This window comes from Streptomyces yangpuensis, assembly GCF_001005295.1.
Lineage (GTDB): Bacteria > Actinomycetota > Actinomycetes > Streptomycetales > Streptomycetaceae > Streptomyces > Streptomyces yangpuensis.
In genome coordinates, this window is record NZ_LBMK01000005.1 from 77,133 (window position 1) to 102,464 (window position 25,332).

At 71.5% G+C, this 25,332-nt stretch carries 6 protein-coding genes and 1 pseudogene; all 7 read right to left on the reverse strand.

The genetic code is table 11. The annotated features are described in order from the left end of the window. Position 1: 1 nt before the first annotated feature. Positions 2-14,859 (reverse strand): SDR family NAD(P)-dependent oxidoreductase (locus AAT21_RS24270; protein WP_235439209.1); only part of this gene is annotated, 14,858 nt, incomplete at its 5' end. A 1-nt stretch (position 14,860) separates the two neighbouring features. After that, positions 14,861-18,507, reverse strand: a pseudogene (locus AAT21_RS39310) (type I polyketide synthase); the annotation flags it as partial. Positions 18,508-18,669: 162 nt separating this feature from the next. Further along, a complete protein-coding gene (locus tag AAT21_RS24275) occupies positions 18,670-20,205 on the reverse strand; it encodes a long-chain-fatty-acid--CoA ligase (protein WP_235439210.1) in 1,536 nt (511 codons plus the stop codon). 5 nt (positions 20,206-20,210) lie between these two features. After that, positions 20,211-21,497, reverse strand: coding sequence for a 5-aminolevulinate synthase (gene hemA, locus AAT21_RS24280; protein ID WP_079025931.1), 1,287 nt, complete (start codon positions 21,495-21,497; stop codon positions 20,211-20,213). A gap of 55 nt (positions 21,498-21,552) precedes the next feature. Further along, positions 21,553-23,136 (reverse strand): class I adenylate-forming enzyme family protein, encoded by a 1,584-nt coding sequence (locus tag AAT21_RS24285; protein WP_046779108.1) that lies wholly within the window; start codon positions 23,134-23,136, stop codon positions 21,553-21,555. A 277-nt stretch (positions 23,137-23,413) separates the two neighbouring features. After that, positions 23,414-24,112: a 4'-phosphopantetheinyl transferase family protein gene (locus tag AAT21_RS24290; RefSeq protein ID WP_046779109.1), complete on the reverse strand. Its 699-nt coding sequence runs from the start codon at positions 24,110-24,112 to the stop codon at positions 23,414-23,416. A 23-nt stretch (positions 24,113-24,135) separates the two neighbouring features. Then, on the reverse strand, positions 24,136-24,957 hold the full coding sequence (locus AAT21_RS24295; protein ID WP_063838142.1) for a thioesterase II family protein: 822 nt from the start codon (positions 24,955-24,957) through the stop codon (positions 24,136-24,138). Between the last annotated feature and the right edge of the window lie 375 nt (positions 24,958-25,332).

The following is a 25,332-nucleotide window of genomic DNA, read 5'->3' on the forward strand; positions in this document are numbered from 1 at the left end:
TCTACCTGCCGAGTTCGTTGTCAAGTGCTGCGAAGAGTTCGTCGTCGGTTGCCAGGTCGAGGTCGGCGCCGTCGGAGCCGCCGTCCACCGTCCGCAGCAGGCCGCGCAGGCGCGCGGCGTACGTTCCCGCCGGTCCGTCGCCGTCCGCCGGGCCGGCGGTCGAGAGAGCGGCCTCGAGTGCGTCCAGGGCCGCCTGGACCGGGTCTGCCGCTTCGCCGACCAGCTCGCCCCGCAGGTGTTCGGCGACGGCCCGGGTGGTCGGGTGGTCGAAGACGAGCGTGCTGGGCAGCCGCAGTTCGGTGATGGTGTTCAGCCTGTTGCGCAGTTCGACCGCGGTGAGGGAGTCGAAGCCCAGGTCCAGCAGTCCGCGCTGGACGTCGATCGTCCGCGGGGCCGGGTGGGCCAGGACGATGCCGACCTGTTCCCTGACGAGGTCGAGGAGCAGTTGCTGCTGCTCCGCCGCGTCCAGGCCCGTAAGCCGCTGCGCCAGCGGGATCTCCGCCGGAGCGGAGGTACGCCGGGCGGCTCGGCGCTCGGTGCGCACCAGCCCCCGGTACAGCTCGGGCAGTGCCTCTCCGAGGCTCCGCAGTACCGCGAGGTCGAGCGCCACCGGCGCGAGCACCGGTCGGATCGCCGCCTCGTCGGCGGCTCGTGGCGCCTCGGCTGCGGCCAGGGCCGTGTCAAGGGCCGCGAGTGCCAGGTCGGTCGGCATCGGCAGGATCCCGTTGCGGGCGAGCCTGGCCCGGTCGGCACGGTCGAGTTCGCCCGCCATGCCGTGCTCCCACATACCCCAGGCCAGGGACACGGCGGGCAGGCCCTCGGCGCGCCGGTGTGCGGCGAGCGCGTCCAGGAAGGTGTTGCCGGCGGCGTAGTTGGCCTGTCCGGCGTTGCCCACCAGGCCGGCGACGGAGGAGAAGAGGACGAAGTCCGTCAGCTCCAGTCCGGCGGTCAGCTCGTGCAGGTTCCAGGCGGCTTCCACCTTCGGCCGCAGGACCCGGGAGAGGCTCTCCGGGCTCATGGCCTCCAGCGTGGCGTCCTCGACGACTCCGGCCGCGTGCACGACCGCGGTGAGCGGGTGCTCGTCCGGGATCGATGCGAGCAGCCCGGCCAGCGCGTCGCGGTCGGCCGCGTCGCATGCCGCGACCCGTACGTCCGCGCCCAGCGCGGCCAGTTCGGCGACCAGGTCCTCCGCGCCGCCGCGCCGGCTGGTGAGCAGCAGGCGGCGGGCGCCGCGGGCGGTCACCAGGTGCCGCGCGACCTGGGCTCCGAGCGCGCCCGTGCCGCCGGTGATCAGCACCGTGCGATCCGGGTCGAACGCGTCGTCGGCGTCCGTGGTCCGGGTCGGGTACGGGACCTGGGCGAGCCGGGTCACGTAAGCCCGTCCCTCGTGCAGTTCGAGCTGCGGTCGGGGGTCGGCCAGCGCTGCGGCCAGCAGCTCGCGGCCGACCGGCAGACCGTCCGTGATCACGTGCTGGAATCGTCCCGGGTGTTCCGACTCGGCGGTCCGCATCAGCCCGGAGAGTGCGCTGTGCGCCAGTTCCCCGGTGCTGACCACGGCAAGCCTCGCTCCGACCGGCACGTCGGTGGCGAGCCACTGCCGCAGTACCGCCAGCACCTCCTCCGTGACCCGGCTGGTCTCCCGCGGAGTGGCCGGGCGTACCGGAAGGACGACCACGTCGGGTGCGGTCGCACCGTCCGCCGTCGAGGCGGCCAGGTCGGCGAGGTCGCCGTGGTGCTCGGCGGCGAGTCCGAGGTCGGTCTCACCGAGGACCACGACGGTGGTGTCGCCACCGGCGGGGAGCTCCACACCGGCCCGGTCCACCGCGTACACGTGGTGGCGGGAGGGGCGGGTCGGTCCGGTCCCCGCCGGCAGGGCCCGCAGGGCGAGCGATGTGACGGTGGCGACCGGCGCGCCCGTCTCGTCGGCGATCCTGACCGCGACCGTTGCGTCCGGGCCGGCCGACAGCTTGACCCGCAAGGTGCCGCCGGGCCGGGACCCGGTCAGCTGGACGCCGCCGAAGGAGAAGGGCAGCCGCAGTTCGGCCGACTCCTCCAGGAGCAGTGCGTGCAGCGCGGCGTCGAACAGTGCAGGGTGCAGGGCGAATCCGTCCGGGTCGACGGACGTCCGTACCTCGGCGTAGAGGTCCTCGCCCGAACGCCATGCAGCCTGCAGGCCCTGGAAGGCAGGGCCGTAGCCGTAGCCCTGGTCGGCGAGGCGGTCGTACAGGTCCTCGACCGGCTGGGCCTCGGCGCCGGCCGGGGGCCAGGACGCGAGGTCGGGTTCCGGACCGTCGGGAACGGCGGCCGTCACGGTGCCGGTGGCGTGCCGGTTCCAGACGTCGCCCTCCCGGTCGCCGCGCGAGTGGACGGCGACGGGCCTGAGGCCTTCTCCGTCGGGGCCGCCGACGGTGATCTGGAGCTGGAGCGCACCCTCGTCGGGCAGGACCAGGGGCGCCTGGAGGGTGAGTTCCTCCAGGCGTTCGCAGCCGACTGCGGCGCCCGCGTGGAGCGCGAGCTCCACCAGGGCCGTACCCGGGACCAGCAGGGTCCCGGCGACGGCATGGTCGGCGAACCAGGGGTGGGTGCGGGCCGAGATCCGGCCGGTGAACAGGACACCGTCGGAGTCGGCGAGCGGAACCGCGGCCCCGAGCAGCGGGTGCCGCGCGGAGTCGAGTCCGGCCGAGGTGACGTCTCCGCCGGGCCCCTCCGTCAGCCAGTAGCGCTGACGCTGGAAGGGGTAGGTCGGCAGGTCCGCGGCCGGTCCGGCGGTCTCGCCGAACAGTGCGCGCCAGTCCACCGGCACGCCCCGTACATGGGCGTGGGCCACGGCGGTGACGACGGTGTGCGGCTCGTCCCGCCCGCCGCGCAGCACCGGGACCAGGAGCGAGCCGTCGTCGAGGAAGTCCTGCCCCATCGCACTGAGCACGCCGTCCGGGCCGAGCTCCAGGAAGGTCCGTACGCCTGCGGCTTCCAGGGTGCGTGCCGCGTCCAGGAAGCGCACGGGCCGACGGACGTGCCGGACCCAGTACTCGGGCGTCGTCAGTTCCTCGGCGCCGACCGGCTGCCCGGTCAGGGTGGAGACGATCGGGATGGTGGGCGCGGCGAAGGCGAGCCCCTTGGCGACGGTCTGGAATTCGTCCAGCATCGCGTCCATGTGCGGGGAGTGGAAGGCATGGCTGACGCGCAGCCGCTTGGTCCTGCGTCCCTGCGCGGCGAGTTCGGCCCCGACGGCCTCGACGACCTCCGCGTCGCCCGAGAGGACGACGGAGGTGGGGCCGTTGACGGCGGCGATGTCCAGCAGGTCCTCACGTCCTGCGAGCAGCGGCAGCACCTCCCGCTCCCCGGCCTGCACGGCCAGCATCGCGCCGCCGCCGGGCAGCGCCTGCATCAGCCGGCCGCGGGCCGCGACGAGCTGCGCCGCGTCCGCCAGCGACAGGACGCCGGCGACGTGCGCGGCAGCCAGCTCACCTATGGAATGGCCCGCGAGGAAGTCGGGCCGTACGCCCCAGCCCTCGAGGAGCCTGAAGAGCGCCACCTCGGTCGCGAACAGGGCGGCCTGTGTGAAGCCGGTCCGGTCCAGCGGCTCCGGGTCCTCGCCGAAGAGGACGTCGAGCAAGGGCCTTTCCAGCCATGGGTCGAGCTGTTCGCATACGGCGTCCAGGGCCTCGGCGTAGGCGGGGTAGGCGGTGTACAGCTCCCGGCCCATGCCGAGTCGCTGGCTGCCCTGACCGGTGAAGAGGAAGGCCGTACGGCCGTCCACGGGTGTGCCCCGCACTATCGGTTCCGCGCATCCGTCGACCGCTTCGGTGGCGGTGGAGGCCACCACCACGGCGCGGTGCGCCAGTCCGGCCCGGCCCAGGGCCAGGGTCCGGCCGGCCGGTGCCAGGTCCTGCGGCCCGGCGGCGGCGAGGGCCGCGCCCACCCGGTCGGCCTGCGCCAGCAGGGCCGCGTCCTGGTGCGCGGACAGCAGCAGCGGCACGACCGGCATCGGTTCGGCCGGCGGGACCGGCCCCTCGGCCGGCGGCTGCTCCACGATGATGTGCGCATTGGTGCCGCTGATGCCGAAGGAGGACACGCCTGCCCGGCGCGGCCGCTCGGACTCGGGCCACGGCGCCGCCTCGGTGAGCAGCTCCACCTCGCCGGCGGACCAGTCCACATGCGGGCTGGGCTCGTCGATGTGGAGGCTCTTGGGGAGCACCCCGTGCTGCATCGCCATGACCATCTTGATGACGCCGGCCACACCGGCGGCGGCTTGCGAGTGTCCGATGTTGGACTTCAGGGAGCCCATCAGGAGGGGCGAGGGGCGCTCCTGCCCGTAGGTGGCGAGCACAGCCCGGGCCTCGATCGGGTCGCCCAGCGTGGTGCCGGTGCCGTGGGCCTCCAGGGCGTCCACGTCCGCGGCGGTCAGGCCCGCGTTGGTCAGGGCCTGGCGGATCACCCGTTCCTGGGACGGGCCGTTGGGGGCGGTGAGGCCGTTGCTCGCACCGTCCTGGTTGACGGCGGTCCCGCGGATCACGCCGAGGATCCGGCGGCCGTTGCGCCGGGCGTCGGAGAGCCGCTCCAGCAGGAGGATTCCGGCGCCTTCGGCCCAGGCCGCCCCGTCCGCCCGCGCGGAGAAGGGCTTGCAGCGGCCGTCCGGTGCCAGGCCGCGCTGTCGGCTGAACTCGACGAACAGGGTGGGCGCGGCCAGTACGGTCACACCGCCGGCCAGGGCCAGCCCGCATTCGCCGCTCCGCAGTGCCTGGGCGGCGAGGTGGATGGAGACGAGCGAGGAGGAGCAGGCGGTGTCGACGGTGATCGCCGGCCCCTGCAGGCCGAAGGTGTAGGCGATGCGGCCGGAGGCGACACTGACCGTGCTGCCGACCGACAGGTAGCCCTCAAGGGCCTCGGGGGCGTCCTTCAGCCGTGCCGCGTAGTCGTTGGCCATGACACCGGCGAACACACCGGTCTGGCTGCCCTTGAGAGAGGCCGGGTCGATGCCCGCGCGCTCGAAGGCCTCCCAGCAGATCTCCAGGAGCAGGCGCTGCTGCGGGTCGATGGCGGTGGCCTCCCGGGCGCTCACCCCGAAAAGCTCGGGGTCGAACTGCGCAGCCCCGTAGAGGAATCCGCCGTGCCGGGTGTACGAGGTGCCCGTGCGGTCGGGGTCCGTGTCGTACAGGCCGTCCAGATCCCAGCCGCGGTCGTCCGGGAACGGGCCGATGGCGTCCCGCTCGTCGGACAGCAGCGCCCACAGCTCCTCCGGGGAGCTGACCTCGCCCGGGTAGCGGCAGGCCATCGCGACGATCGCGATCGGCTCGTCGGTGGCGCCGGCTGCCGGTTCGGCCTCGGCCGCCGCGTCGGCCGCGCCGAGCAGTTCGGTCCGCAGGAAGCCGGCCAGCTCGACCGCGTTCGGATAGTCGAACACCAGCGTCGCGGGCAGCTTCAGGCCTGCGGCAGCGTTCAGCCTGTTGCGTAGTTCCACGGCCTTGAGCGAGTCGAAGCCCAGCTCGTTGAAGGCCCGTCCGGGCGCGACCTGGTCGGCGTCGGTGTGCCCCAGTACGGAGGCCACCAGGCCGCGGACCAGTTCCAGCAGCGCGCGCTCCTGGTCCTGGAGGGCCAGGGGCGCCAGGCGTTCCCGGAGGGAGTTCCCGCCCGCGCGCTCACCGGCGGCGGCGCGCCGGGTGGGACGCACCAGGCCGTGGAAGAGCGCGGGCAGCGTGCCGTCCTCGCTCTGTGCCCGCAGTCCGGTGTGGTCCAGCAGTGCCGGAACGAGCACCGGCAGCCCGGTCGCGAGGGCCGCGTCGAACAACGCCAGCCCCTGCTCGCTGCCGATGGGCGCGATGCCGCCCCGGGACATGCGGGCGAGGTCGGCGTCGGTCAGGTGACCGGTCATCCCGCTGCCCTCGGCCCACAGGCCCCAGGCCAGCGACGTACCGGGCAGGCCCTGGGCCCGGCGGTGGTGCGCGAGGGCGTCCAGATAGGTGTTGGCCGCGGCGTAGTTGGCCTGTCCCGCGGTGCCGATCGTGCCGGCCAGCGAGGAGAACAGGACGAACGCGTCCAGTTCAAGGCCGGCCGTCAGCTCGTGCAGGTGCCGGGCGGCATCGACCTTGGGGCGCAGTACGGTGTCGAGCTGTTCGGCCGTGAGGGCGTGCAGCGTTCCGTCGTCGAGGACGCCTGCGGTGTGCAGGACCGCGGTGAGCGGATGCTGCGGGTGGATCGCGTCCAGCATCGCGGCGACCGCCGTGCGGTCGGCCGTGTCACAGGCGACCACGGACACGTCGGCTCCGTGAGCCGTGAGTTCCGCCTCCAGCTCCGGCATGCCCGCCGCATCGCGGCCGCGGCGGCTCGCCAGCAGCAGGTGCCGTACGCCGTGCTCGGCAACGAGGTGGCGGGCGAACAGCTGGCCCAGGGTGCCGGTGGCGCCCGTGACGAGGACGGTGCCCTCGGGGTTGAGGGCGGGCACGGTGGCGCCCGTCGTGGGCGACTTGACCAGCCGCGGTACGAGCGGTGTCCCGTCCCGCAGGCTCACCTGCGCGTCCGGTACGGCCAGTGCACGGCCGAGCTCGGCCTCGGAGAGGTCCCAGTCCGTCAGGTCCAGGAGTCCGAACCGGCCGGGGTTCTCGGCCATGGCGGTTCGCACCAGCCCCCAGACGGGAGCCGAGCCGAGTCCGGCCTCCGTGCGGGCGGTGGTGGCATCACGGGTCGCGAAGACCAGGCGCGAGTCGGCGAACCGCTCCTCGGCGAGCCACTCCTGGGCCAGCCGCAGAGCCCGGTGTGCCACGGCGCCGGGGCCGTCGTCGCCGGGGAAGGGGGCCACGACGAGCGGCGGGGCCGCGACCATGCCGGCGAGGTCCGAGTAGCTGCCCAGAGGGGCGGGCAGGCCGTGGCCCCGCGCGTCGAGGACGGCCCAGCCGGCGGCCGGGGCGGTCTCCGGGGCGGGCGTCCACTCCACCTGGAGCAGCGGCCGGCGGGGGGTGTCCGAGGCGGCCAGCTGTGCCGGGTCCGCGACCCGCAGGCCGAGCGCCTGCACCGACGCGATCGGCGCGCCGCTCGTGTCGGAGAGGGACAGTGCGGAGCCCGAGCCTTCGGGGGTGATCCGTACGCGCAGCACGCTGGCGTTCACCGCGTGCAGCCGAACGCCGGTCCAGGCGAACGGCAGCGCCGGCAGGCCGTCCTGGGCGAGCGCCAGCGGGTGCAGGGCGGCATCGAGGAGGGCCGGGTGGATCCCGAACTCGCCCGGGGGGACGTCCTTCGGGAGCGCGACCTCGGCGAACATCTCCCGGCCGGCGCGCCACAGCGCCCGCAGGCCCTGGAAGGCGGGTCCGTACTGGAAGCCCCGGTCGGCGAGCGTGTCGTACGCCGCCGACAGGTCGACCGGATCTGCGCCGGCCGGGGGCCAGGCGGTGTCGGCCGGTGTGCCCGCGCCTCCTTCCGCGTGGCCCAGTACGCCGGTGGCGTGCAGGGTCCACGGGTCGATCGCGGAGTCGTCGGACTCGGGTTCCGGGCGGGAGTGGACCGACAGCGCGCGGCGGCCCTGCTCGTCCGGGGCGTCGACCACGACCTGGAGCTGTACGGCGCCGCGGCCGGCCAGCACCAGCGGTGCCTGGAGGGTCAGTTCGTCGAGCTGATCGAGACCCGTGTGGTCACCCGCCCTGATGGCGAGTTCCACGAAAGCGGTACCGGGGAGCAGCACGGTGCCGGCCACGGCGTGGTCCACCAGCCAGGGCTGTGTGTTCAGGGCGATCCTGCCGCTCAGGACCAGTTTGTCCTCGTCGGCCATCCAGAGCGCGGCGCCGATGAGCGGGTGCCGCTCGGCGGCCATGCCGAGGCCGCCCGCGTCCCCGACCGCCGCCGGGCCCTCCAGCCAGTGGCGTCGGCGCTGGAAGGGGTAGGTCGGCAGGTCGACGACCGCGCCGGGTCCGCCGACCACGGCAGCCCAGTCGAGAGGGGCGCCCGCGACGTGGGCCTGCGCCGCGGAGGCGAGGAAGTCGTCGAGCCCGCCCTCGTCGCGGTGGAGCGAGGGCACGGTGACGGCGCCGGAGTGCGTCGTGTCGTCGATCGTCTCCTGGAGTGCGATGGTCAGCACGGGGTGGGCGCTGGCCTCGATGAAGACGCGGTGGCCCTGGTCGAGCAGGGTCCGGGTGGCCTCCTCCAGCTGCACGGTGTGACGGAGGTTGCGGAACCAGTACGAGCCGTCGAGCTCCGTACCGTCCAGCAGCTGCCCGGTGACGGTGGAGAGGAAGGGCACCTCGACGGGGCGCGGGGAGAGCGAGGACAGCGCGTCGAGGAGCTCGTCCCGCAGGCCTTCGACGTGCGCGGAGTGGGAGGCGTAGTCGACCGGGATGCGCTTGGCGCGCATCTTGTTGTCCTTGCAGTGGGCGAGCAGCTCCTCAAGAGCGGTCGACTCTCCGGCAACCACGACGGAACGCGGGCCGTTGTGTGCGGCGATGTCGATCGCGCCGCCCCAGGGCGCTATGAGCTCACGGACCTCGCCGGCCGGCAGAGCCACCGAGACCATCCCACCCGTACCGGCCAGCTTCACGATCGCCCGGCTGCGCAACGCCACAACCCTCGCCGCATCCTCCAGCGACAACACACCGGCAACCACCGCAGCCGCGATCTCACCCTGCGAATGACCCACCACCGCATCCGGCTCGACACCCACCGAACGCCACAACGCCGCCAACGACACCATCACAGCCCACAACGCCGGCTGCACCACATCCACCCGATCAAAACCGGGCGCACCCTCCACACCCCGCAGAACATCCGACAACGACCAGTCCGTGAACGGCGCCAACGCCCGCTCACACTCCGCCAACCGCGCGGCGAACACCGGAGAAGACCCCGACAACTCCAACGCCATGCCCTGCCACTGCGAACCCTGCCCCGGGAAGACGAACACCGTCCCGCCAGGAGCCGTGACCTCACCCTGAACCAGGTTGGCCGCGGACCCGCCCGAGGCCAGCGCCTCCAGACCCGCCAGCAGCTCATCCCGGCCGGCGCCCGAGACCGTAGCCCGGAAGGGGAGGTGCGGGACCCGGGTCGCGAGGGCCGAAGCCACCCGCGCCGGATCGGCGCCCTCCGAGGCCAGCAGCTCGCGCACCTGGCCGGCACGCGCCGCCAGGGCCGCCTCGCTCTTGGCCGAGACCACCAGCGGAAGCCCCGCCGTCACCGGCTCGCCGGCCACGACCGGCTCCGGGCCCTGCTCCAGGACCACATGGGCGTTCGTACCGCTGATGCCGAACGAGGAGACGGCCGCGCGCCGCGGGCGCGCAACCCCGGGCCACTCCCGATGCTCGGTGACCAGCTCGACCGCACCCGTCGACCAGTCGACGTGCGGCGTCGGCTCGTCCACGTGCAGCGTTGCCGGAAGCTCCCCGTTGCGCATCGCCATCAGCATCTTGATGATGCCCGCGACACCCGCGGCAGCCTGTGTGTGACCGATGTTCGACTTGATCGATCCCAGACGCAGCGGCTCGTCGCGGTCCTGGCCGTAGGTGGCCAGCAGCGCGTTGGCCTCGATCGGGTCACCGAGCCGGGTACCGGTGCCGTGCGCCTCGACGGCGTCCACCTCGTGCGGAGCGAGGCGGGCGTTGGCGAGTGCCTGGCGGATCACGCGTTCCTGCGAAGGGCCGTTGGGGGCGGTGATGCCGTTGCTCGCACCGTCCTGGTTGACCGCGGAACCGCGGATCACACCCAGGATGTCGTGCCCGAGCCGCCGGGCGTCCGAAAGACGCTCCAGCACCAGCACGCCCGCGCCCTCGGACCAGCCCGTACCGTCCGCCGAAGCCGCGAACGACTTGCAGGTCCCGTCCGGCGACAGACCGCGCTGACGCGAGAACTCGACGAAGGTCGTCGGGGTGGACATCACGGTGACACCGCCGGCGAGTGCCATGGAGCACTCGCCCTGGCGCAGCGCCTGAGCGGCCAGGTGCACCGCCACCAGCGACGAGGAACACGCCGTGTCCAGCGTCACCGCCGGCCCCTCGAAACCGAAGGTGTAGGCCAGCCGGCCCGACAGGACGCTCGCGATCGTGCCGGTGAGCAGATGCCCCTCGAAGCCCTCCGGGGCACTCCCCAGCCGCGAGCCGTAGTCGTTGTACATCACGCCCGCATAGACACCGGTCGAGGAACCGCGCAGCGAGGCGGGGTCGACTCCCGCACGCTCCAGCGCCTCCCAGGCGACCTCCAGCAGCACGCGCTGCTGCGGGTCGGTGGCGATCGCCTCGCGCGGACTCAGACCGAAGAACTCGGCGTCGAAGTCGGCGGCGTCGTAGAGGAATCCGCCCTTGCGCGTGTACGACTTTCCGACCTTCTCGGGGTCCGGGTCGAAGAGGTCTTCCACGTCCCAGCCCCGGTCGGACGGGAACTCGTCGATCGCGTCCCGGCCCTCGGCGACGAGCCGCCACAGGTCCTCGGGCGAGGAGACCCCGCCCGGGTAACGGCACCCCATTCCGACCACGGCGATCGGCTCGTCCAGTCCCGGGGCGTGGGCGGCCACCGACGGGACGACGGCTGTTCCCGTCGCGTCGAGCCGGTCCAGCAGGAAGTCCGCCACCGCCCGGGGCGACGGGTGGTCGAACACGAGGGTGGTGGGCAGTCGCAGCCCGGTCACCGCGCCCAGTCGGTTGCGCAGTTCTACACCCGTGAGGGAGTCGAAGCCGAGGTCCATGAAGGCCTTGGCCGGGTCGATGCCGTCGCCGGCTCCGTGCCCGAGAACCAGGCCCACGGTCTCCCGTACGGTCTGGAGTACGGCCTGCGCCCGCTCCTCCGGGGCCAGCGCGATCAGCCGCTGGGCCCACGAGGAGTCGGCGCCGCGGGCGGCGCCGACCGCCTGGCGGCGGCGGACGCGGACCAGGCTGGTGAACAGCTCGGGGAGTGCGTTCTCCTCGGCCCGTGCACGCAGGGCGCCCAGGTCGAGTTCGGCGGGCACGAGCAGCGGCTCCGCCGAGGCGAGCGCCGCGTCGAACAGGGCGAGACCCGCTTCCGGGGTCAGCGGGACGATTCCGCTCCGCTTCCATCGCGCCACGTCGGCGTCGGCAAGGGTTCCGGCCATGCCGTCGGCGCTGTCCCACAGGCTCCACGCGAGGGACGTCCCGGGCAGGTTCTGGGCGCGGCGGTGCTGCGCGAGAGCGTCGAGGAAGGTGTTCGCGGCCGCGTAGTTGGCCTGCCCGGCATTGCCCATGAGACCCGCGATGGACGAGAACATGACGAACGAGGCGAGGCCGAGTGACTCGGTGAGGCGGTGGAGGTTCCAGGCCGCGTCGGCCTTCGGACGCATCACCCGTTCCAGATGACCGGCCGACAGCGAGGTGACCGTCGCATCGTCGAGGACGCCCGCCGTGTGCACCACGGCGGTCAGCGGACGCTCGACCGCGACCTCGCCCAGCAGACCCGCGAGCGCGTCGAAGTCCGACACGTCACACGCCGCGACCCGCGCCCGCGCACCCGACTCCGCCAGCTCCGCCACGAACTCGGCAGCACCGGGCGTCTCGGCACCACGGCGCGACACCAGCAGCAGGTGCCGCGCACCGTGGTGCGTCACCAGCCGACGCGCCACCAGACGGCCCAACGTACCCAGAGCGCCGGTCACCAGGACCGTACCCTCCGGGTCCAGACCCTCCACCGCACCTGCCACGACACCCGCGGCACGCGCCAGACGCGGCACGAACAGCTCGCCGCCGCGCACCGCCACCTCCGGCTCACCCGAAGCCAGCACGGCGGGCAGCAGCTCCTGACCGCCCTCGTCCAGGTGGGCGAGGACGAGTCGGTCGGGCTGCTCGGTCTGCGCGGTCCGGACCAGGCCCACCAGCGGCGCCGTGTGCAGCGCGCCGTCCGGCACGGCGAGGACGAGGCGGCTCTCCGCGAACTGCGGGGCGGCCAGCCATTCCCGGACCGCCTCCAACCCGCGGGCCGCCGTGGCGTGGGTCCGGTCGAGGACACCATCGGCGGTGCCGACGCCGAGCTCCTGCTCGCCGATCACCACGAACTCCGGTACGGCCGACCCTGCGTCGACCGCGGCGCCGAGCGCGGCAAGGTCGGCGTAGGGCGCCTCGCCCAGCCGGACCCACCGCCGGCGGGCGACCGGCTCTGCCGCCGGGACTGCCTCCCATGCCACCCGGTACAGGGACTCCACGGCCGGGCCGGCAACGGCGAGCTGATCGCGGGCGATCGGCCGCAGGGCGACCGACTCGATCGTCGCCACCGGAGCGCCGGCGCCGTCGGCGAGGGCGAGACGGGCCGTGTCCCGGCCGGTACGGGTCCAGCGGACGCGCAGCACCGTGGCACCGACCGCGTGCAGCACGAAGCCCGAGAACGAGAACGGCAGAAGGATCGTGCTGTCGTCCTGCGCCGAGGCCGCGGCCTCCAGGACGAGCGGGTGCAGGACCGCATCGAGGACGGCGGGGTGCACGCCGAAGCGGGCGGCCTCGGTGTGGAGTTCGTCGGGCAGGGTGACCTCGGCGAAGAGGTCGTCGCCGGCGCGCCAGGCGGCGCGCAGGCCGTGGAAGGCCGGCCCGTAGCCGTAGCCCAGGTCGTCGAGGCGGTCGTAGGCCCCGTCCAGGGGGATGGGGGTGCCATCGGCCGGGGGCCACTGGTCCAGGGGAACGCCGGGCGCGGGGGCGGAGGAAGTCAGCAGGCCGGCCGCGTGGGCGGTCCACTCCTCTTCGCCGGTCCGCGAGTACACGGTGAACCGGCGATCGCCGCGCGCGTCGGCCCGGTCGACGGTCAGCCGCAGCTGAGCGCCCGTCCCCTCCGAGAGGATCAGCGGCGCCTGGAGGGTGAGTTCCTCGACGGTGGCACGACCCAGCTGCTCGGCCGCGGTGCCGGCGAGCTCCAGGAACACCGTCCCCGGAACCAGGACCGTCCCACCGATCGCGTGATCGGCCAGCCACGGGTGCGAGGACAGCGACACCGAGGCCGAGAACTGCACCGCATCACCATCGGGCTCCGTGATCACCGCGGCCAGCAACGGGTGGTCCACAGCCGTGAGACCCAGACCCGCCGCATCGGCGGAACGCGGCGCATCCAGCCAGAAACGCTCACGCTGGAACGCGTACGTCGGCAGCTCCGCCCCACCGGAACCCGGGAGGAAACCCTCCCAGTCCACATCCACACCGTGGGCGTGCACGGCTCCCAGGGCGGCGAGGAGGGAACGCTTCTCGGCACGGCCCTTGCGCAGTACCGGCACCGCGACGACGCCCTCGGTGTCGGCCAGGCACTCGCCCGTCAGACCTGCGAGCGTCCCGTCGGGACCCAGCTCCACGAAGGCCGTCACGCCAAGGCCGGACAGCGTGGCGATGCCGTCGGCGAATCGAACCGCCGAACGGGCCTGAGTGGCCCAGTGCTCGGCGGTGAACTCCTCGACCACCTCACCGGTGACGTTCGAGACGACCGGGATCCGGGGAGCCGAATGGGTCAGGCTCCGGGCGACCTCGGTGAGCTCCGCCAGCATCGTGTCCAGGTGCGCGGAGTGGAAGGCGTGACTCACCTTCAGCCGGGTCGCCTTCACACCCTCCTCGCGGGCCAGCTCCAGGATGTCGAGCACTGCCGTCTCGTCGCCCGAAACCACGGTGTTGACAGGGCTGTTGAACCCGGCGACGTCCACGCCGGAACGGCCTTCGAGCCACCCGGCGACGCGCGCTTCGCCCGCGTTCAGGGCGACCATCGCCCCGCCCTCGGCCACGCCCTCCATCAGACGCGCCCGCGCACACACCAGACGCGCGGCGTCCTCCAGCGACAGCACGCCCGCCACGTGGGCCGCCGCCAGCTCACCCACCGAATGACCCACCAGGTAGTCCGGGGTCACCCCGTGGTGAGACAGCAGGCGGAACAGGGCCACCTCGACCGCGAACAGCGCCGGCTGGGTGAAGGCCGTCCGCCGGAGCAGCTCCGGCTCGCCCTCGATCACCCCGGCGAGCGAACGGTCCAAGTGGACGTCCAACGCCCCGACGACCTCGTCGAAGGCAGCCGCGTACACCGGCTCCGCCGCATACAGCTCACGGCCCATGCCCACGCGCTGGCTGCCCTGCCCGGAGAACAGGAACGCCACCGATCCCGCACGGACGGGCTCGCCCGGCGTCAGCGCCCGCAGCGCGTCGAGGAGTTCCTCGCGGGTCTCCCCCACGACCACCGCACGGTGATCGAAACGAGCACGCGATGCGGCCAGCGAGCGGCCCACGGCCGCGGCGTCCAGCTCCGGCCGCTCCTCCAGGAACGACACCAGCCGATCCGCCTGCTCCGACAGAGCGGCCCCGGACCTGCCCGACACCACCCACGGCACCGGACCCGACACCGGACCCGGCACCGGGGCCTCCTCGACCGGGGCCTCGATCCGCGCGGCCTGCTCGACGATGAGGTGTGCGTTGGTACCGCTGATACCGAAGGACGAGATGCCCGCGCGGCGCGGACGGTCGAGCTCCGGCCACTCGCGGGCGGCCGTCAGCAGTTCCACCGCTCCGGCGGACCAGTCGACATGCGAGGTCGGCTCGTCCACGTGTAGCGTCGCCGGGAGGACCCCGTTGTGCATGGCCATGACCATCTTGATCACGCCCGCGACACCCGCGGCGGCCTGCGTGTGACCGATGTTCGACTTCAGCGAGCCCAGTCGGAGCGGCTCTTCGCGGTCCTGGCCGTAGGTGGCGAGCAGCGCCTGAGCCTCGATCGGGTCGCCGAGCCTGGTCCCCGTACCGTGCGCCTCCACCGCGTCCACCTCGGAGGGCGTCAGGCGGGCGTTGGCCAGCGCGGCGCGGATGACCCGCTCCTGCGAAGGCCCGTTCGGGGCCGTCAGCCCATTGCTCGCGCCGTCCTGGTTCACGGCGGAGCCACGGATGACCGCGAGCACCCGGTGCCCGTTGCGCTCCGCGTCCGACAGCCGCTNGCCCAGCCCGTACCGTCCGCCGACGACGAGAACGCCTTGCACCGCCCGTCCGGCGACAACCCGCGCTGCCGGGAGAACTCCACGAACATGCCGGGCGTCGCCATGACGGACACACCGCCGGCGATGGCCATGGAGGACTCGCCCTGGCGCAGCGACTGCGCGGCGAGGTGGAGTGCGACGAGCGAGGACGAGCAGGCGGTGTCGACGGTCACCGCCGGGCCCTCCAGCCCGAAGGTGTAGGCCAGCCGGCCCGACGCCACACTGGCGGTGGTCCCCGTCAGCAGGTGGCCGTCGTATCCGCCGGACGGCTCGTGCAGCCTCGGCCCGTACTCCTGTGCCGTCGCGCCCACGTACACACCGGTGCGGGTGCCGCGCAGCACGGCGGGGTCGATGCCCGCCTGTTCGAAGGCCTCCCAGGCCGTCTCCATCAGCAGCCGCTGCTGGGGCTCCATCGCCGCCGCCTCGCGGGGGCTGATCCCGAAGAACGCGGCATCGAAGCGGTCCGCATCGTGCAGGAAACCACCTTGGGTGGCGTAGGTCTTGCCGGGGGTGTCCGGATCGGGGGTGAAGAGCGCATCGAGGTCCCAGCCCCGGTTGGTCGGGAATCCGCCGACCGCGTCGGCCCGGCTGCTGACCAATCGCCACAGGTCCTCCGGAGAGGCGACCCCGCCCGGCAGCCGGCATGCCATGCCGACGATCGCGATCGGCTCGTCGAGGGCCATGGCCTCGTACGCTTCGTCCTCCTCGTCCCGGTCCGGGCCGAGGAGCCGACCGAGGTGGTCGGCGAGCACGGCCGGAGTCGGGTGGTTGAAGAGGAGACCGGAGGGCAGCGAGAGCCCCGTGGCCCTGTTCAGAGCGTTCCGAAGCTCCACGGACGAGAGGGAGTCGAAGCCCAGGTCCTTGAAGGTCGTGTCGATGTCCACGTCGCGTGGCGATCCGTGGCCGAGCACTGCTGCCACGTGCGCACGCACCAGCTCCAGCTCGTCGCCGCGCGGCGCGGACCGCTTCGGACCGCGCCGTCTTGCCGCGGCGGCCCGGACCTGGACCGGCGCGGTCGCCGCTCCCTCCAGCCAGAAGGGCTCACGCTGGAAGGCGTACGTGGGCAGGTCCACCAGACCCGGGCCCGGCAGGAACCGCTCCCACTCCACCTCCACGCCGTTGGCGTGCGCCTCTGCGACCGAGGCCAGGAATCGACCCCGTCCACCGTCGTCGCGCCGCAGCGACCCGACGACCACAGTGCCGCCGACGCCGGCCTCGTCGGCCGTGTCGCCGAGGGCCGAGGTGAGCACCGGGTGGGCACTGACCTCGATGAAGACGCGGTGCCCGTCGCCGAGCAGAGCACGGGTGGCCTCTTCCAGCCGGACGGTCCGGCGGAGGTTGCGGAACCAGTACCCGCCGTCGAGCTCCTCGCCGTTCAGCGGCCGCCCGGTGACGGTGGAGAAGAACCTGATGTCACCGGTACGAGGCGTGACGCCGGCCAGCAGCTCCCGCAGCTCGTCCTCCAGCAGGTCGACGTGGGCGGAGTGGGAGGCGTAGTCGACCGGAATGGTGCGGGCACGGTATCCCCCGGCCTCGCTTTGAGCGACGAGTTCGGCCAGGGCTTCCGGGTCGCCGGAGACGACCGTGCTCACGGGGCCGTTGTGCGCGGCGATGTCGATCGCGCCGTCCCAGCGGGCGATGAGCTCGCGGACCTCGTCGGCCGGCAGGGCCACCGAGACCATCCCGCCCGTACCGGCCAGCTTCACGATCGCCCGGCTGCGCAACGCCACGACCTTCGCCGCGTCCTCCAGCGACAGCGCACCGGCAACCACGGCCGCCGCGATCTCACCCTGCGAATGACCGACCACCGCGTCCGGCTCGATACCCACCGAACGCCACAACGCGGCCAGGGACACCATCACCGCCCACAGCGCCGGCTGCACCACATCCACCCGGTCGAAGTCCGGCGCACCGTCCGCACCGCGCAGGACGTCCAGCAGCGACCAGTCCGTGAACGGCGCCAGCGCCCGCTCGCACTCCACCAGACGGGCGGCGAACACCGGCGAGGAGTCGAAGAGCTCCAGCGCCATGCCCTGCCACTGCGAACCCTGACCCGGGAAGACGAACACCGTCTTGCCCGCACCGCCCGGCACCGCACGACCCGACACCACACCGGCCGCAGGCATGCCCTCGGCCAGCGCCCGAACGCCCGCCAGAAGCTCCTCGCGGGTCTCCCCCACGACCACCGCGCGGTGATCGAAACGAGTACGCGACACCGCAAGCGCACGACCCACCGCCGCAACGTCCAGCTCGGGACGCCCCTCCAGGAACGACACCAGTCGGCCCGCCTGACCGGCCACCGCCTCGGCCGACTTGCCCGACACCACCCACGGCACCGCACCCGAGCCGGACGCGGCGCCGCGCGGCTCCTCCTGGACGGCCGACTCGGTGCGCCAGTCGGACAGCACGACGTGGCAGTTCGTACCGCCCACACCGAACGAGCTGACGCCTGCGTAGAGCGGCTCGTCCGGTCGCGGCCACGCCTCGAGGTTCCGCTGCACGGCGAGCTTCAACTCGTCGAACGGGATGTCCGGGTTGGGGGTCTCGAAGTTCAGGCTCGGCACGAGCTCGCGGTTGCGGATGCAGAGCGCCGCTTTCAGCAACCCGACGATGCCTGCGGCACCTTCGAGGTGTCCAACGTTGGTCTTCACCGATCCGACCCGCAGCTCGGTGCCGTCGACGCGGCCGTCACCGAGCACCGCGCCCAGGGCCGACGCTTCGATCGGATCGCCCACCTTGGTGCCCGTGCCGTGCAATTCGACGTACTGCACCTGCTCGGCGGACACCTCGGCACGCTCGTACGCCTGCCGCAGGACGTCCTGCTGGCCGGCCGGACTCGGTACGGTGAGTCCTTCGGTCGCCCCGTCGTTGTTCATCGCGCTGCCGTGCAGTACGCAGTAGACCGGGTCGCCGTCCGCCACGGCGGCGTGCAGCGGCTTGAGCACCACGAACGCGCCGCCCTCCCCGCGCACGTATCCGTTCGCCCTGGCGTCGAAGGTGAAGCTGAGACCGTCGGGTGAAAGCGCGCCGAGCCGCTCCGCCCCGATGGTGCTGTCCGGCACCAGGTTGAGGTTGACCCCGCCGGCGATGGCCATGGCGGACTCGCCGCGGCGCAGGCTCTCGACGGCCAGGTGCACGGCGACCAGCGAGGAGGACTGGCCGGTGTCCACGGCCGCGCTCGGTCCGTGCAGGCCCAGGGCGTAGGAGATCCGGTTGGCGACGACGCCGCGGTTGAGACCGGTCAGGGTGTGGCGGGTGATGCCTTCGACCCCGTGCTGGCGCGTGAGGGAGGCATAGTCGTCGGCGATGACGCCGACGAAGACACCGGTCCGGCTGTCGGCGAGATCGGACGGGAGGATCCTGGCGTCCTCCAGTGCCTCCCAGGCGAGCTCGAGCATCAGCCGCTGCTGCGGGTCCATCGACGACGCCTCACGCGGGCTGATGCCGAAGAAGCCTGCATCGAAGCCGCTGACGTCCTCGAGGTAACCCCCCGGCCGGGAGGGCAGTTCGGGGCGGCCCGCCGGGGGCGCCCCGATCGCACTGCGGCCCTCGCGCAGCAGCTGCCACAGTCGTGCGGGGTTCTCCGCATGCGGCAGTCGGCAGGACATCCCGACGATGGCGATCGCCTCGGTCGATGTCGACGTGTCAGCTCGGAATTCAACCATGGTCGAGTCGCCCTACCTATTGTTACGTACGATGCCTGAGCGGAGGCGTAGCGCCCGCAGCTGCGCCGCGGGTGCTACGCCCATGTGATTCCGGTTCGTTCGCGGCTACGAGCCGACGGTCGACTCGTATTTCGAGACGAGCATCCGCTTGAGAACTTTTCCGCTGGACCCCGTCGGGAGGGCGTCGGTGAACTCCACCCGACGGGGGTACTTGTATGCGGCGAGCCGCTGCTTGCCCCATTCGATGATTTCTTCGTCCGATCCGGAGGTGACGTCCTCCGGCCGAGCGGGTATGACGACCGCCCAGACCTCCTCACCGAGCACAGGGTGCGGAACACCGATGACCGCCACCTGTGCCACGGCCGGATGCCCGAGGAGGATCTCCTCGATTTCGCGCGGGTGGACGTTGTAGCCGCCGCGCAGAATCAGGTCCTTCTTACGGCCCACGACCGAGAGGTGGCCGTCACCGTCCAGCCTGCCGAGATCGCCGGTGAGGAACCACCCGTCGATCAACACCTCGGCGGTGGCCTCCGGGCGACCGAGATATCCGGCCATGACGCTCGGGCCGCGCACCACGATCTCGCCCACCTCGCCGACGGACAGGAGATCGATCCCGTCGGCATTCGGCCGAGCTATTCCGACGGTGACGCCGGTGATGGGAACACCGACCGTTCCGGGTCGAAATGTCAGGCCGGGATAGTGGTAGGCGACGCTGCAGGAGGTCTCAGTCATCCCATAGCCCTCGTACACAGGGCATCCGAACGTGCTCCGGACCTGCTCGAGAGTCCTGGCCGGAAGCGCAGATCCCCCGCTGTACACGCGGTCGAGCCGGGGAACCCGCTCTCCGCGGTCCACTGCATCGAGCAGCTTGACGTACATGGTCGGAACGCCCATGAACACCGTGCACCGGTGTTTCGTCATCAGCTCGAGGGCCTCCCGCCCGGAGAACCTCGGCATCATGACGATGGATATACCGGCGCGGAAGCCGGTCAGCATGCCGCAGATCTGACCGAAGCCGTGCGACAGCGGCAAGCACCCGAGCAATACGTCGTCACTCCGGAACATGTACGGAGTGGCGACCATCCTCTCGACGTTGTGGAGGATGTTCCGGTGGGTGAGCATCACCCCTTTCGGCTCACCCGTCGTGCCGGAGGTGTAGAACACGACCGCGACGTCGTCGGGCTCCCGCACCGCAACATCGTCGATCGGTGGTGCGTCCTGCGCCGCCGCCTCCAGGTCGACCGTGTCCGCGGGGCCCGGGCCGACGGTGAGGAGCGCCGTACCGAGCGGCTCCGCCGCCTCCCTCGCCCTGGCGAGCAGGGAGGCGGCGCACACCAGGAAACGGGCGTCGGAATCGGTCAGTACGTGCTCGATCTCCGACGCCGTCGCCATGGCGTTGAGCGGAACCGCGACGGCGCCGGCCGCCAGCACACCGAAGTACACAGCGGGAAACTGGGGGGTGTCGACCAGGAGCATGGCGACCCGGTCTCCTGGCCGTACCCCGCCCGACCGCAGCACGGAGGCATAGCGGCGCGCCCGTTCCCACAGCCACCCGTAGGTGAAGTGCTCGGCCTCGTGGATCAGGGCCGGATGGTCGGGTCGCCGCGCCGCCGTGTCGGCCAGCACGCCGGCAACTGACATGGCCACTACGGCAGCAGTCCGTCCTTCGCGGCGGGCCAGGCACCGCCACCGCGGAGCTCGGACGTCGACCAGTCCCGGGCACTCGCGGTCGGGATGTTCAGTTCCTTCCAGACCTCGTGGAGGGCCTGGGCGAAGTTCTCGACGTCGTTCTGGTCGTGTACGGCGGACGGAGCGATCCTCAGGATCTCCTCGCCCGTCGGCACGCTGGGGGCGTTAATGGACTGGGCGTAGATCCCGTGCCGCTCGAACAGCAGCTGGGACGCCCGCTTGCACGTCTCATCATCCCCGACGAAGGCCGCAACGATGTGCGAGTCCGTCGAGATGAACGGGATGTCGGCCGCGATCAGAAGGCTGTGCAGAAGCTGCGCGTTCTCCGAGAGGAGCTTGCGCTCGACATCCGACGACCGCAGGTACTGGACCGACGCCAGCGCACCGGCCGCGACGGCAGGCGGCGGCGAGGTGGTGAAGACGAAGGAGCGCGAGTAGGTCCGCACCGCGTCCACCAGGGCCGCCGGCCCCGCAATGTAGCCGCCGACCGTTCCGAACCCCTTCGCCAAGGTACCCATGACGACCGTGAACCGGTCGGCGATACCTTCCCGCGCGGCGATGCCGGCGCCCTGCGGACCGTACATGCCGACCGCGTGGACCTCGTCGATGAAGGTCGTGGCACCGTACTTGTCCGCGATGTCGGCGATCTCGGCGAGCGGCGCGACGTTGCCCGACATGGAGTAGACCGATTCCACGACGATGAGCTTGGGGCAGTCGGCGGGAGCGGCCGCTATCAGCTCTTCCAGGTGGGCGACGTCGTTGTGCCGGAAGATGTGCTTCTTCGCACCGCTGTGCCGGAGACCGTCGATGATCGAGGCATGGTTCTTCGCGTCGGAGAATACGACGGTGTCCTTCGGAAGCCCCGCCAGAACCGACAGCGAACCCTCGTTGGCCGTGTATCCCGACGGGAAGAGGAGAGCGGCCTCCTTGCCGTGCAGGTCCGCGAGCTCATTTTCGAGAAGGACGTGGTAGTGGTTGGTTCCACCGATGTTCCGGGAACCTCCGGAGCCCACGCCATGGGTATCGATCGCAGCGTGCACGGCCGCGACGACCTGGCGGTTCTGGCCCATTCCCAGATAGTCGTTGCTGCACCAGACGTTTACTTCCGAGTCCACCCCGTCGCGCCGCGCGGTGGCCATGGGGTAGGCGCCGGAACGACGACCGATCTCCAGGAATTCGCGCTTGCTTCCAGCAAGATCGCCAGCGGTTTTCCCACTCAGATATGATGCCAGGTGAACGTTCATTCACTCGCCTTCTCGACGTAGCAGTTGGATGGACCTGCGAACAGAAAGGTCTGCGCTAGGAGTACTGCGACTTCAGGAGCACCTTGTCGGGCTTGCCGTTGCTGTTCATCGGCAGAGCGCTCAAGACATGTATCTTTTCCGGCACGTGAATCGGGGACAGTGCCTCTGCAATTCTCGTGCGGATGTCTTCCAATTCGACCACTTCGGCCGGATCGCATTCGATTGCGGCGTGGATGTGGTCGCTCCCGTCCGCGTCCTGCACTCCGTAGACGGCGGCGTGCCGGACCCCCGGGTGGGAAAGGATTTCCGCCTCGAGGACGATCGGATGAACCTTGACGCCACCGACCTTGACGACGTGGGCAACCCGACCCAAGAGGGTCAGATAACCCCGCTCGTCGAGACGGCCGATATCCCCGGTGAAATACCATCCGTCACGGAGGACTTGTGCCGTCAATTCCGGTTCGCCGTTGTACGCATCCATCATCTGGGGCGAGCGGACACGAACCTCACCGACTTCCCCGGCCGCCAGCTGCGCACCCGAATCCGAGTTGCAGACGACGACCTCCACCTCGGGGAAGGGCCGGCCGACCGTGGCCGCGAGTTCCGGGTCGCCGTGCTCCTGAGGCGTCAGGATCGTGATCCGACCGCTCTCGCTCGTGGCATAACCCTGCGCCAGAACAGGGCCGAAGAGCCTGAAAGCCTGCGCAATTCTGGCGGGGGCCGCGGGGCTGCCGCCGTAGACGATCCGCTTCAGCGAGGACAGGCCTGCGGCCTCCACGGCCTCACGGTCTCGGATTCCCCGCTCGGAGAGGTGGTCGATGACGTGGAACACGTGATTCGTCGCCATGAACGTCCACGAGATCTCATTCTCCGCGGAGACGGTGTCCACGAACTTCTCGGCATCGAAGCTCTCATGGAGATAGAGGGCTCCGCCCAGGGCGAAGACTGCGTCCGCCATCGCGGCGACGCCATGGCTCAGCGGGGTCGACACCAGGATCGACGCACAGTCGTATTCACGACCGACCCCCATCCATGCGCGCATGGTGGCTTCCCATGCGCGGCCCGCCAGCCGGATTCCCTTGGGGCGCCCCGTGCTGCCACTCGTGAATCCGATGAAGGCCGGCGCATCCGGGTCCCAGGACACGGCGTCCGGCATGTCCGTGGCATCGGTCCGGCCGCCGCCCTGGCCTTCCCCGTGGTGGCGTCGCGTTACCGGGAGCCCGCTGCCGTCGGCGAGCTCTGCCGCGCGCTCCGAACCTTCGGCATCGGCATAGATGGTCACCGCTTCGGTCTCGCGCAGGATCTGGATCTGGTGATCCAGCGGAAGGACCGTCGTCCGGGTACCAGGATTAGTGGTGCGCAGATAGCACACGGCGCCGCCGAGCAGGTGCGCCGCATACCGCACGGTGAGCATCTCGGGGCTGTTGGGAGCGACCAGAATCGCCACCACATCTCCCTTACCCACTCCGCGGTCGCGCAGCGCAAGGAAGGTTTCAGTCACGGACCGAATCAGGTCGCCACCGGAGAATGCTTCGCCGCGCCAATGAACTACATCGCGGTCGGGCGCGGCCGCGAACAGCGAGAGGATCTCCGAGACATAGCTTCGACTTGCACGCCACCAAGGCTCGGGCAGGCTCATGCGACTTCCTTCGGTTTTGCCGACCACAACGACGCTGTCCAATTGAGCGGTTCAATCTTCGGCGCGCAATCGAAGCAGGAGGTAGATCGTTCGACTGGCTACAACGGAGTGTCGGAAGGCATCACGATGTGGGTAGCCGATCGGTGCACGCGCCGGCGCCCCACGCGGCGCTGCCGGTGGGGTCGTCGTTCGATGCGAGCGAGGCCGAGGAGACCCTCGTGCGGGAATCAGCAGGCAGGCGGTGCAGGTGAACGCCGCGGTGGCCCGGTGAGGTCGGCTACGAAGCCGGCGTCCGTCCGGACTGCGCCCTCGGCGCGGCCACGACCTTCGGCACGACGACGGCGGAGACCACCAGGTTTCGCCGGGCCGTCCAACGGCCCTTCAGAAGGGCTGCTCCACCGCTGTTCCGGGGCCCGGAGGGGAGGATGCGTGCCGTGAAGGAGGTCGCCGCAGCGTCCACTTCGATGTCGGCGTCACCGAAGTCCAGTCGGCGTCCCGTGGCCGGGTACCAGGCCTTGTAGACCGCTTCCTTCATGCTGAACAGCAGGCGGTCCCAGCACACGCCGGGGTCGGCCGCCCGGAGTCCGCGCAGCCGCGCGATTTCACCGGGCAGGGCAATGCTCTCCAACACGCCTGCGGGAAGCGGATGATCGGGCTCCGCATCGATCCCCATCATGGCGACGTCGGAGGTACGGGCCAGGGCCGCGACCCGATAGCCGGTGCAGTGCGTGATGCTGCCCGTCACGGATTCCGGCCAGCGCGGCGCTCCGTGGCGGCCGGGCAGCAGGGGCCCGGGCGGCAGGCCGAGCTGGGCGAGGCAGCGTCGTACGCACAGCCGCGCCGTGGCGAACTCACGCCGCCGGCTGTCCACGGAGTTCGCGACGAGCCTCGCCTCCTCCGGATACAGCTCGGCCGGTGCGGAGTCGTCGTACGCCTCGGCCACCACGACGTTCGGCGGGAGTATCTCTTCGATCACGGAGTTCTCGTCCGGGCGGCACGTTACGAGGGACGGTGGGCAGGTTCGTGGGTGCCGTCCACCTCCGGGCCGACGTGGGCGGGACCGGTCGGCCACGACTCCGCGATGCCGGCCGAGATCGCCTCCATCACCCCCGCAGCCTGGGAGTTGAGGTAGAAGTGGCCGCCCTCGTACACCTTGAGTTCGAAGCCGCCGACCGTGTGCTCGCTCCAGGCCTTCGCCTCGTCGAGCGTCACGTGGGGGTCGTCGTCGCCGGTGAGGGCGACGACGGGGCAGTCCAGCGGAGGGCCTGGGACGTGGCGGTACGACTCCACCGCCTTGTAGTCGCTCCTGATGGCGGGGAGGAACATGCGCAGCATGTCCGGGTCGCCCAGGATCCGGGAGTCGGTCCCGCTGAGCTTCTTGAGCTCTTCGATCAGGCCGTCGTCGTCGCGCAGGTGCACGTTCCCGTGCCGCCTACGCGACGGGGCGCGCCGGCCGGAGGCGAAGAGGCGCAGGGGCTTGATCCCCTTGCGCTCCAGGCGCCTGGCGACCTCGTACGCCACCATGGCGCCCATGCTGTGGCCGAAGAGGGCCAGCGGCTTGGTGTCCAGGGACAGCAGTTCCTCGACCACGCGGTCGGCCAGCTCTCCGATGTCACTGACGCACGGTTCGCCGTGCCGGTCCTGCCGGCCCGGGTACTGGACCGCCAGTACCTCGGTCGACTGCGACAGCGTGCGGGAGACGGGGAAGTAGAAGGTGGCCGATCCTCCCGCGTGCGGGAAGCAGACCAGCCGGACACCGGCATCCGGCGCCGGGTGGAAGCGGCGCAGCCACGCTCCGCCGTGCTTGGGGTTGCCTGTCACGGTTCCTGAACATCCCTTCATGTCTTGCGGTACTGCCGTCCCTCTCCCCGCTCGCGAGGCGCTCCGGCACGACCCCATCCTGCCGCACGCGGCCGGATCACCGGCGCAGGAAGGGGCCCGGGCGGGAGCGCGAGGCGAACCGGTCTGCCCTGGCGGCCCGTTGACACGCTCCGGGGCGGGTGCCGCGCACAGAACTCCCGCCGCACATGTCTCACGGCGCGTCACCCTGCGCTGTGGGCAATGGAGTTGGCGCGTTTGGATACTCCTGCGCGAAGGAGTGACCGCTCCCCTGTCAACTTGACCCGGCCCTGAAGGACCGGGCTTGGAGGTAGTGCCCAGCTGGATGCTGGGGTGGACTCCTCCGTCCAGACACCC